Source organism: Nonomuraea sp. NPDC052116, from assembly GCF_040680035.1.
GTDB lineage: Bacteria > Actinomycetota > Actinomycetes > Streptosporangiales > Streptosporangiaceae > Nonomuraea > Nonomuraea angiospora_A.
The window spans coordinates 139,673-148,584 of record NZ_JBFAWA010000036.1; the positions used below are offsets into that span (position 1 = coordinate 139,673).

Sequence of the window (8,912 nt, forward strand, 5' to 3'; positions counted from 1 at the left end):
GGGCCGATCAGAGCTGACCGGGCGCGGTCGCACTGTCACGGCGGGCGAGCTGATGAAACGTTCATCCAGTGGCGGTGCGACACGACCAGGACGCACCAGCGCACCGGCCTCGTGGGTGCCGACCACCCAATCGAACCGATTCGCCTACGTCTGGCCGTCTCCCCCGATGTCTCATTGGAAGGCCGTGCAACCTGCGGTCCAGGCGGGTTCCAGGTCGGCTCCGGGCGGAAACCGGCCGTCGAGTTCGAGCATCACCATCCCGTGCGCGAACGCCCACACCGCGCGGGCCAGATCCGCGCGGCCGTGCATGGCGCGCAGGATGGGACCGGCGGCCCGGTCCTCGAGTCCTTCGGGCAGCAACAGCCGCGGCAGCGGATTGGCGGTTGTCAGCCGGTAGAGGTGCGGCCGCGCCAATGCGAAGCTCCGGTAGGCGCGTGCGCAGGGCAGCAGCCCGGGCTCGGCGGCCTCGAGCGCCTCGGTCATCTCGGTCAGCCCGATCACGGTCAGCTCCAGCTCGACGGCCGCCTTGTCGGGAAAGTGCTTGTAGAGCGACGGCGCGCGGACGCCGACGCGCTCGGCGATGCTCCGCATGGACATCGCCTCGCGGCCGTCGGCCTCCAGCAGCTCCAACGCGGCCGCGACGATCTGCTCGCGGCGCTCAACCACGCCGCACCACCCGTCCGACTACGAGCCGCGTCGCCCAGCCGAGCCCGGCGGTGAACAGCGGCGGCCAGCCGATCGGTGAGAGGGAGTAGCCGACCAGGATCACGACCGGAATCCAGCCGGAGTTCGCGGCCGCGACGATCCAGCGCCGCCCGCCCGCGACCTTGCCGGCCAGATCCGGCAGCAGGAAGAACGACACCGCCGCCGCCGCGGTCGGCAGCCCGTACTTCGCCGACTCGAACACGGCGAACGCTCCGAGGAATCCGGCGAGCAGCACCCACCCCGCCCAGCGCACCCACGCGCCCCATCCCCGGCCCCGCATGGCCTCAACGCTCATGACGTCTCCCCTCGCAACGGCTAACGGTGTTAGCTGATACCAAGAGCATAAGCTAACACCGTTAGCCTTTCCAGAGTCGGGCAGCCGTCAGCCATCTCGGCGGAGCATCCTGGGCCCCGGACAGCAGGAGCAGCGAACGTCGGCCATGGCACACCTGGCCGATCACCGTGATGTGATCAATGGGTGGGGGGCCGTTGAGGGCGGGGCGGGTGCAGGATCCGGTCGACGCGGACGGCGGCGTAACCGAGGGCGGCCGCGGTGGGTCAGCCATGGCTCCCGGTATGGCGGGTTCGCCGCCGAGGGCCACGCCGGGCAGCCCGTGCGTGAGCAGGTTGATCCACAGGACCTGGGCGGGAAGCAGAGGGAGTACGAGCCCGGCGAACGGTCCCAGCAACATCACCGCGATCTCGGCTGCCCCACCGGACAGGCCGTAGACCAGGAAGCGGCGGATGTTGGCGTAGACGCGGCGGCCCTCCTCGACGGCCGCGACGACGGTGTCCAGGTTGTCATCGGCGAGTACGAGGTCGGCTGCCTGGCGAGCGACCTGGGTGCCGCGTTCGCCCATGGCGACACCTATGTCGGCGCGTCGTAGCGCGGGACCGTCGTTGACGCCGTCACCGGTCATCGCCAGAGCCTCACCGTGCGCGCGCAGGTCCTCGATGATGTCGAGCTTCTGTCCGGGCGTGGCACGGGCGTACACGCTGACCTTCGCATGATCGGTCGTCCCAGGATCGCGGAGATCCACGACGGGATCACCGGCATTGATGATGCCGAGATCGGTGGCGATGGCCCGGGCGGTCCCCGGATGATCACCGGTGATGAGGAGCGGCCTGATGCCGGCCTGCTTGCAGGCGATGATCGCGGTGGCCGCGGCCGGGCGTGGCGGATCCAGAATCGCGACCAGCCCGAGCAACGACAACCCGCTCTCCGGCGCGGTTTCCGGAACGGCGGGCAGATCGCGGCTCGCGACCGCCAGGACTCGATAACCGTCCCTGGCCAGTTGCTCGGCGCGTTCGGCGGCGCGGGCCAGAAGCCACTGGGCGCAGGCACCGGGGCACGCCAGGCGGCCTCATCGGCAGCACCTGACGGCCCTCACGTCGCGGTGGTGCCACGGCCGGCCACATCGAGAACACACCTTGCTCTGATCCCGCCAGGAACCTCAGCCGCACTTCCCGGTGGCACGGTGGCAAAAGCGGACTCTACCGATGTCGGCATCCCGGCCCTGGCCAGAGGGACGCATGCTCTATGCGATCAAAGACAAAGGCTGAACGGTCCTGCCCCAGCTCGCCCGAGAGGGAGCGGAGGCGTCAGGGCGCCGCCCCGCCTCGACAATGGGGCCCGCACCGAGCCGTCCGCGCCGACCAGATCGGGCCGAACGGGCCGGGGTTAAAGGTCTTTCGCCCCTGAGGGGATCAGCCGGCGGGAGGGAGGATGGACATTGCCCGCGAGGCGGGCGAGGGAGTCACTCGCTCCGCGGGCCTGACAGGTTTGTGTCTTGAGACCCTCATGAGGAGCCCGGATGGAGCTCGTCAAGGAGACCTCCCATCGATTCCGCATCGACAGGCATGGGGCCATGCGAGTGCCCGGAATCGTGTTCACCTCCCGCGCACTGCTGCCTGAAGACGAGGCACTCCAGCAGGTGATCAACGTGGCTACCCTGCCGGAGATCGTCGGCGCCTCGTACGGGATGCCCGATCTCCACTGGGGGTACGGCTTCCCGATCGGCGGCGTGGCGGCCACCGACGTGGCAGCGGGTGGTGTCGTCTCGCCTGGTGGGGTCGGCTTCGACATCTCCTGCGGGGTGCGGCTGCTGGCCGCGGACGTGGACAGTGAAGGGCTGCGCCGCGACCGGCTGATGGATCTCCTCGACGTCACAATCCCGCGGGGCCCGAGCAGGCACGCGGTCTGGCAGTCGCCCGGCCGTGCCCGGCTCGAGAACATCCTGTACGGCGGCGCCCGCTACGCCGTCGAGCAGGGCCACGGCGTCCCCCGCGATCTGGAGCGCTGCGAGGACCGCGGAGCGGTCGCCGACGCCGATGCCTCTCACGTGAGCACGCGGGCCATGGAACGCGGCCAGGGTCAGGTGGGCAGCCTGGGCTCGGGCAACCACTTCCTGGAAGTGCAGGCGGTCGACCAGGTCTACGACGAGAAGGCGGCAGCCGCCTTCGGGCTGCGCGCCGGCCAGGTGTGCGTGATGATCCACTGCGGATCGCGCGGGCTCGGGCACCAGATATGCACCGACCACGTCCGCGCGATGGAGGTGGCCATGCCCCGATATGGCATCAAGGTTCCGGATCGGCAGCTCGCCTGCGCGCCGGTCGGCTCGCCCGAGGGCCGGGCGTACCTGGGGGCGATGGCCGCTGCCGCCAACTATGGCCGGGCCAACCGTCAGCTGCTCGGCCAGGCGGTGAGGCGCGCGTTCGCCGAGGTCACAGGCGCAGAACTGGAGTTGGTGTACGACGTCTCGCACAATCTCGCCAAGATCGAGAAGCACGACGGCAGGCTGCTGTGTGTGCACCGCAAGGGCGCCACCCTCGCCCTGCCGCCCGGCCATCCAGATCTGCCCGCCGACCTGGCGGCCGACCTGGCGGCCGTCGGGCAGCCGGTGCTGATACCCGGGACCATGGGCACGGCGTCGTACGTGCTGGTCGGCGTCTCCGGCGGCGAGGCGTTCCATTCCACCTGCCACGGCGCGGGCCGTACCCAGAGCCGCCACCGGGCGGCGCGCTCCATCAGCGGCCGTGAACTGCGCGACCGGCTCGAGGCCGGCGGCATCGCCGTGCGTGGCTCCACCTGGCGCGGCCTGGCCGAGGAGACCCCGGCCGCGTACAAGGACGTCGACGAGGTGGTGACCACCGCCGAGTGCGCGGGATTGTGCCGCAGGGTGGCCAGGCTGGTGCCGCTGGGCGTGGTCAAGGGGTGAGAGATGACCCGCGGGCATCGTACGCTGCCGCACACGGCCGACACCCGCATCCAGGCCTGGGCTCCGACGGTCATGGAGTGCATCGCCGAGGCGATCCTCGCCATGGGCGACAGCTTCCTGGACATGGCAGGTGGGGTCGCGTGCGCCGAGCAGCGCGTGCGCCTCGCGCCGGGCAGCCCGGAAGATCGGCTCGTCGCCGCGCTCGATGAGGTGATCTACCGGATGGACACCACCGGTCAGGTGCCCATCCGCGCCACGCCGGAGGAGGACGGGCTGCTGCTGGCGACGGCGGAGGTCGAGACGATGGCGCAGACCGGGGCGGTTCCCAAGGCGGTCACCCTGCACCGGCTGGCTTTCGAGCAGCGCGGGGACCAATGGATGTGCACGGTCACCCTTGACGTGTGACCGCCGGCCGGCGCTCGGGTCCTGCCTCCGGAGTCGGCATGCCGAATGTGGGAAGAGCGTCCTTGAGGGGAGAGGACCAACGGAGGTGCATGATGAAGGCTGTCGTTGGAGACAAGCTGGTCATCGAGGGCCGTCACGAGAGTGATCCGCGCCGGATCGGCGTCATCACCGAGGTGGAGCACACGGACGGCTCGCCGCCCTACATGGTGCACTGGTTCGACTCAGAGCACGACACCCTGGTGTTCCCAGGACCCGATGCGAGGGTCGAGCACGTGAACGCATGAGACACCCAAAGAGTTCGTCGAACGATTTTTTACATCTTCCGGCGGCCCGCCTGCCCATGCTCGGACCAGCACGGGTAGGGGCAGATGAGAGCGCTTCGTACCCTGTTGGGGAGGCGAGCGATGGATATAGGCGAAACCGGAGTGAAAGCCCGGGACGTGATGCACGAGGGAGTCCAGTGCATCGGCGAACACGAGAGTTTGCGCGTCGCCTCGCAGATGATGTGCGATCTCAGCGTCGGCGCGCTGCCCATCTGCGGGGACGACGACCGGCTCAAGGGCATCATCACTGACCGGGACATCGTGGTCCAGTGCTGCGCACACGGCGGGGACATCGACGAGACCACCGCCGGGGAGCTGGCTCGTGGGCTGGTATGGGTGGACGCCGATGCCAGCATCGAGGAGGCGCTGTTCAAGATGGAGCAGAACCACGTCAAGCGCCTGCCCGTGATCGAAAGTCACCGCCTTGCCGGCATCATCAGCGAGGCCGATCTCGCGAAAGAACTGCCCGACAACAAGCTTGCCGAGTTCGTTCATCGCGTTTACGCACTCGACTGACACGCCGGCCTGATACCCCGCTGCCAGCGGGACGGCCAGCCGTGCACTGGCCGATGCCGTCGCCGAGGCCCAGGGCAACGCCGGCGCGGAGCTTCAGAATGGCTTCGGCTCCAGCAAGGCCCCAGCGGGCGCCGGTGATGTCGAGGCGGTCGGCGATGAGGTGGCGACGTGCTTGTGTGACTGGGCCGAAATCGGCCTCGGTCGGCACGAGGGTCGCGTGCTTCCTGCCTGTGATGGCCGGCAGCCCGTGCTGTGCCGCGCGGTCGGCCGGCAGATCGGTCGCGGTCAGCGAAGGCCGCCGCTTTCCTGGGTTGCGATGAAGTCGAGCACCGCCCGCGAGAAGACTTCCGGGTACTGGAACAGTGAGCCGTGGCCCGAGTCGGGGTAGATGATGAGCTGTGCGTTGGTGATCTTCTGGGCCATCAGGAACGAGTTCGGCGTCGGGACCATCGCGTCCCGGACGCCGCTGACGATGAGCGTGGGCTGCTTGATGTTGTGCAGTTCGCCCAGTGTCGAGCCCTTGCCGGCCCACCAGTCGTTGACCGCCTTGCGGAGCGCGACCCCGGCCTCGTCGGTGACGTCGGCTCGCTCGGGTCGCTCAGGCGTGTAGATGCGCCCCAGGTAGTTCGCGGTGGCGGCCTTGCCGGTTTCGGAACTGCTGAACCACATCGCCTCGTACGTCTCCTGCGGGCTGCGGGCCATCTTGGTCCACTCCTCGACCTCGGGGCTCTGGAGCACCGCTCCTTCGCCGGCGCCTGCGCCCGTGCCGACAAGGATCAGGTAGCGCACGAGGTCCGGCCGCGTGAGCGTCAGGCGTTCCGCGATGTAGCCACCCATCAAGAATCCCAGCAGGTCCGCCTGGGAGATGCCGAGCTCTTCAATGAGGCGAATCGCCGTGCCGGCCATCTCCGCGATATCAGCCCCGACCTTGCCGTCGGAGAATCCGACGCCCGCGTTGTCGAAGACGATGACGTGGCGTTGGGCGGCGAGTCGCTCGATGACCACGGGATCCCAGTCATCGATGCTGCCGACGAAACGACTGAACAGGACGAGCGGCACGCCGGTGCGGTCCCCGAACTCCCGGTACGCGAGGCGCGTGCCTTCGACCTCAACATACTGGATGGGAGTATTTGCATAAAGTGTGGACATGTCAGGCCTTCCAGGAGCACGCGACGCACCCCTGACGCCACGTTGACAAGCCGATCGCCATCTGACTGGTACCGATTCCACGGATCGCCATTTCCAGGTGATTCAGCTCATGGTGACATTTTCAATCTCGATCCCGATCGACCAACTCTCCGAAGCGGAATTATCCGGATTCCTCCGATGGACTCGCCGTCGAGTCGGGAACATGATTCCGTGAAAATCCTTGTGTTCGCCGACGTACTGAGCAACGGCAACGCCGACATTCACATCCACGTTGTAGTCGAGGCGTCGGAGCATACCGTTTTCAGCGAAGTAGTAGGTCTGCTCCGAACTGTGCGAGGCAATGCTGTCGGGGTACTTGACGTGCAGCCGCCGCCACGTCTCACCGCTCTCCTCCCACCGCGCCCCCTCGCGCGACTCCATCCCCGGATATGTGAAGAGGAATGGCGTGGTCAGGTAGTTCCACATGGCGTACCCGAGGAAGTAGCCCACCTGAAGGGACTCCCACGGCGATGTCAGGTCGTACCCGCCGTAAGTGGAGCGGATTCCGGTCCGGCTCTCCAGGGTGCCGCCGTCCTCCGCTACCAGCGAGACCCGGTCCTCACTGCGATCGAAGATCATATCCTGGTCTGGGGCCGCCCAAGGAGAGAACCGTATCCACTCCTGACGCGTCTCGGCGGTGAGCTTCGCATGAAAAGGCTCATCCGAGAACCCTCTGACTTTCCAGAAGGGGCCGTGGAATTGCGCATCAACGCTCAGTTCACCGATCTGCGACCAGCGCTCCAAACCACCGTGGGCCGTGAGGACATGATTCAGCAGGTCGTTCATCCCATCCCCGCATGGATTACGACGTCTCGTTAATCAGCGGCCGGGGAAAATCAGCATGCCGCAGATCTACGAGGGCATACAGCATGATTCTCCGCCGCTCTTGGGCCGGCATAACCTACCCCTCTGCGCCTGCCGTAAACCCCATCTACGCAGCTCAAGCCGCATGTGAGTACTCGGAGGGGACGGGCTTCCGTGGAAATCCCATCGCGGCGCTGTGCGAGACTTCCAGGGGGTGATCCGCTCAGCCATGCTCGGCACGGTCAGCCACGGTGTCCTGCGCTACACATCCTGCCCGGTCGCCGTCGTACGGCCACGTGTCCGAGCCGACTGAACACGTTCGGGGGCCGTCGCTTTGCTTGATGGACCCGCTGGTGAGAGTTCCCCGGGCTGCACACGACAAAGACCTGTGAGGCGCTCTCCCTTCGCCGGTATGGTCCGGATCAGGTGGCTAGGGGTCGCCGGTCGGTCTTTCGGCTTTCCGACCTCTCAGCCCTTCCATTGATCCTCCTTCGAGGCTCTCAGGTCGGACTCCCTCGCTCGTCTCACAGGCCTAAAACTAACCTCCCGCCGTCCGGTTCGTCTCGCCAGGGACGAAAGTCCTTCTCTTTGAGGACCAATGGCCCTGGCACCGCGGCCCAAGCTCGGGTCGGCCGGGAACGCCTCAGGGACGGTAAGGCACCCGCCGATCTGGGCTTTCTGGAGAGGACTTCCACGTCGTTCTCTCCGATCTCGAGCGGGATCGCCGTACGTCAGCGCGTTCTTCGGATCGGTCAGCCATGCCCTCGTCCAGTACGCCAAGGGCCTGATCTTCGGCTCTCGCTGTACGCCGTGTGAGATGTAACGGGCTACCCATCAGGTTTGCGGCGGCGCCACCGCGCGCACGCCTCCGCCCAGGAGGCGTCCCACGCCGCGTACCGCCCTCTGTCGAGCAACCCTCTGAAGGCCCGGAAGGCCAACGACAGTGCAGCCGCCGATCCCACGACGACCAGGAAGGCCGCGACCGTGGCGCCCGTCAGCGTTTCCGCGTGGCTCGTCGGAGAAGTGGTCAACTCGCCGCGACCGTCGATCCACACCTTTACCGACGTGCCCGCTCTGGTGCCCGCGGGCACGGCCACCTCGCCCGTCTTCCAGTGACCGGACGGAGCCATCCACCGCGCGGGAGCGTGTGATCCCGGCTCCGCGCCATCCTCGCCACCTCCGGCAGGAAGGGTGTACGGCGCGTCCCGGGCCAGAGTCGCCGTCACCGACTGGCGGATGCCCTGGCCGGCTCGCTCGGCCTGCAGGCCTCTCTCATAGACCGACCGCCCCACGACGACGGCCGGCCAGACGCTGAACAGCAGCAGAATCAACGTGACGGCCACACCTGCCGCTTCCAGCCGATCGGAACGACGACGCAGCGGATTCCGTCCCAGCCAGTACCGGCGCACTCGAAGCATCACCCACTGACTCGCGCGCCTCATCACGCACCTCCCCCTATCCTTCAGCCTCCGGCGGAGGCAACGGTTCACGACAGGGGCATATGACCCGACCTCAGCGGGCCCTTGGACCTCCTGTTCACAAGGGAGATCTGGCCTCGGCTCACCGAAGGCGGACGACTCCGGATGAACGGCCAGCCTTGAGGCTCTTTGCCGTGGTTTTGCCACGCTTCGGGCAGAGGGCCCGTACGACGTCCTCAACGGCTAGCCCCGTTTTCCGCACGTGAGGTTGTTTGAAGATCGCCAGGTTGCTGTGGTGATCGTCATCGCGGTATGACCTGGCTGGTGAGACAGCG

10 protein-coding genes and 1 riboswitch are annotated in these 8,912 nt (G+C 67.4%); of the genes, 4 read left to right on the forward strand and 6 right to left on the reverse strand.

Going from position 1 to position 8,912, the window contains the following annotated elements:
* Window positions 1-171: 171 nt before the first annotated feature.
* From AB0L65_RS48340 to AB0L65_RS48350, 3 genes are all read right to left on the reverse strand, one after another.
* Window positions 172-666 (reverse strand): TetR/AcrR family transcriptional regulator, encoded by a 495-nt coding sequence (locus tag AB0L65_RS48340; RefSeq protein WP_364260989.1) that lies wholly within the window; start codon window positions 664-666, stop codon window positions 172-174.
* Window positions 659-1,000: a hypothetical protein gene (locus AB0L65_RS48345; RefSeq protein ID WP_364260992.1), complete on the reverse strand. Its 342-nt coding sequence runs from the start codon at window positions 998-1,000 to the stop codon at window positions 659-661. The genes AB0L65_RS48340 and AB0L65_RS48345 overlap by 8 nt, the downstream gene beginning before the upstream one ends.
* Window positions 1,001-1,061: 61 nt before the next feature.
* Window positions 1,062-1,919: an HAD-IC family P-type ATPase gene (locus AB0L65_RS48350; RefSeq protein ID WP_364260995.1), complete on the reverse strand. Its 858-nt coding sequence runs from the start codon at window positions 1,917-1,919 to the stop codon at window positions 1,062-1,064.
* A 600-nt stretch (window positions 1,920-2,519) separates the two neighbouring features.
* Between AB0L65_RS48350 and AB0L65_RS48355 the strand changes: the two genes are divergently transcribed.
* The 4 genes from AB0L65_RS48355 (at window position 2,520) to AB0L65_RS48370 (ending at window position 5,167) form a co-directional block, all read left to right on the forward strand.
* Entirely contained in the window at window positions 2,520-3,923 is a 1,404-nt protein-coding gene (locus tag AB0L65_RS48355) for an RtcB family protein (RefSeq protein ID WP_364260998.1), read from the forward strand.
* A 3-nt stretch (window positions 3,924-3,926) separates the two neighbouring features.
* Window positions 3,927-4,328 (forward strand): archease, encoded by a 402-nt coding sequence (locus AB0L65_RS48360; protein WP_364261001.1) that lies wholly within the window; start codon window positions 3,927-3,929, stop codon window positions 4,326-4,328.
* Between the two features lie 89 nt (window positions 4,329-4,417).
* Complete coding sequence (locus AB0L65_RS48365; RefSeq protein ID WP_318787210.1) at window positions 4,418-4,612, forward strand: DUF1918 domain-containing protein; 195 nt, start codon at window positions 4,418-4,420, stop codon at window positions 4,610-4,612.
* A gap of 120 nt (window positions 4,613-4,732) precedes the next feature.
* Window positions 4,733-5,167, forward strand: a complete 435-nt coding sequence (locus AB0L65_RS48370) for a CBS domain-containing protein (RefSeq protein WP_364261005.1) — start codon at window positions 4,733-4,735, stop codon at window positions 5,165-5,167.
* Between the two features lie 285 nt (window positions 5,168-5,452).
* Here the strand turns inward: AB0L65_RS48370 and AB0L65_RS48375 are convergent, their stop codons facing one another.
* The 3 genes from AB0L65_RS48375 to AB0L65_RS48385 form a co-directional block, all read right to left on the reverse strand.
* Entirely contained in the window at window positions 5,453-6,316 is an 864-nt protein-coding gene (locus tag AB0L65_RS48375) for an alpha/beta hydrolase (protein WP_364261008.1), read from the reverse strand.
* A gap of 102 nt (window positions 6,317-6,418) precedes the next feature.
* The gene (locus AB0L65_RS48380) at window positions 6,419-7,141 is read right to left on the reverse strand and encodes a hypothetical protein (protein ID WP_364261011.1); all 723 of its coding nucleotides are present in this window, start codon (window positions 7,139-7,141) and stop codon (window positions 6,419-6,421) included.
* Window positions 7,142-7,541: 400 nt separating this feature from the next.
* A riboswitch (TPP riboswitch) is annotated at window positions 7,542-7,686 on the reverse strand.
* Window positions 7,687-7,986: 300 nt separating this feature from the next.
* On the reverse strand, window positions 7,987-8,502 hold the full coding sequence (locus AB0L65_RS48385; RefSeq protein WP_364261014.1) for a hypothetical protein: 516 nt from the start codon (window positions 8,500-8,502) through the stop codon (window positions 7,987-7,989).
* Window positions 8,503-8,912: the final 410 nt, after the last annotated feature.

Coding starts and splice junctions, on each gene's coding strand:
- AB0L65_RS48345 (WP_364260992.1), bottom strand. CDS start 1,000: ATGAGCGTTGAGGCCATGCGGGGCCGGGGATGGGGCGCGTGGGTGCGC.
- AB0L65_RS48355 (WP_364260998.1), top strand. CDS start 2,520: ATGGAGCTCGTCAAGGAGACCTCCCATCGATTCCGCATCGACAGGCAT.
- AB0L65_RS48360 (WP_364261001.1), top strand. CDS start 3,927: ATGACCCGCGGGCATCGTACGCTGCCGCACACGGCCGACACCCGCATC.
- AB0L65_RS48365 (WP_318787210.1), top strand. CDS start 4,418: ATGATGAAGGCTGTCGTTGGAGACAAGCTGGTCATCGAGGGCCGTCAC.
- AB0L65_RS48370 (WP_364261005.1), top strand. CDS start 4,733: ATGGATATAGGCGAAACCGGAGTGAAAGCCCGGGACGTGATGCACGAG.
- AB0L65_RS48375 (WP_364261008.1), bottom strand. CDS start 6,316: ATGTCCACACTTTATGCAAATACTCCCATCCAGTATGTTGAGGTCGAA.
- AB0L65_RS48380 (WP_364261011.1), bottom strand. CDS start 7,141: ATGAACGACCTGCTGAATCATGTCCTCACGGCCCACGGTGGTTTGGAG.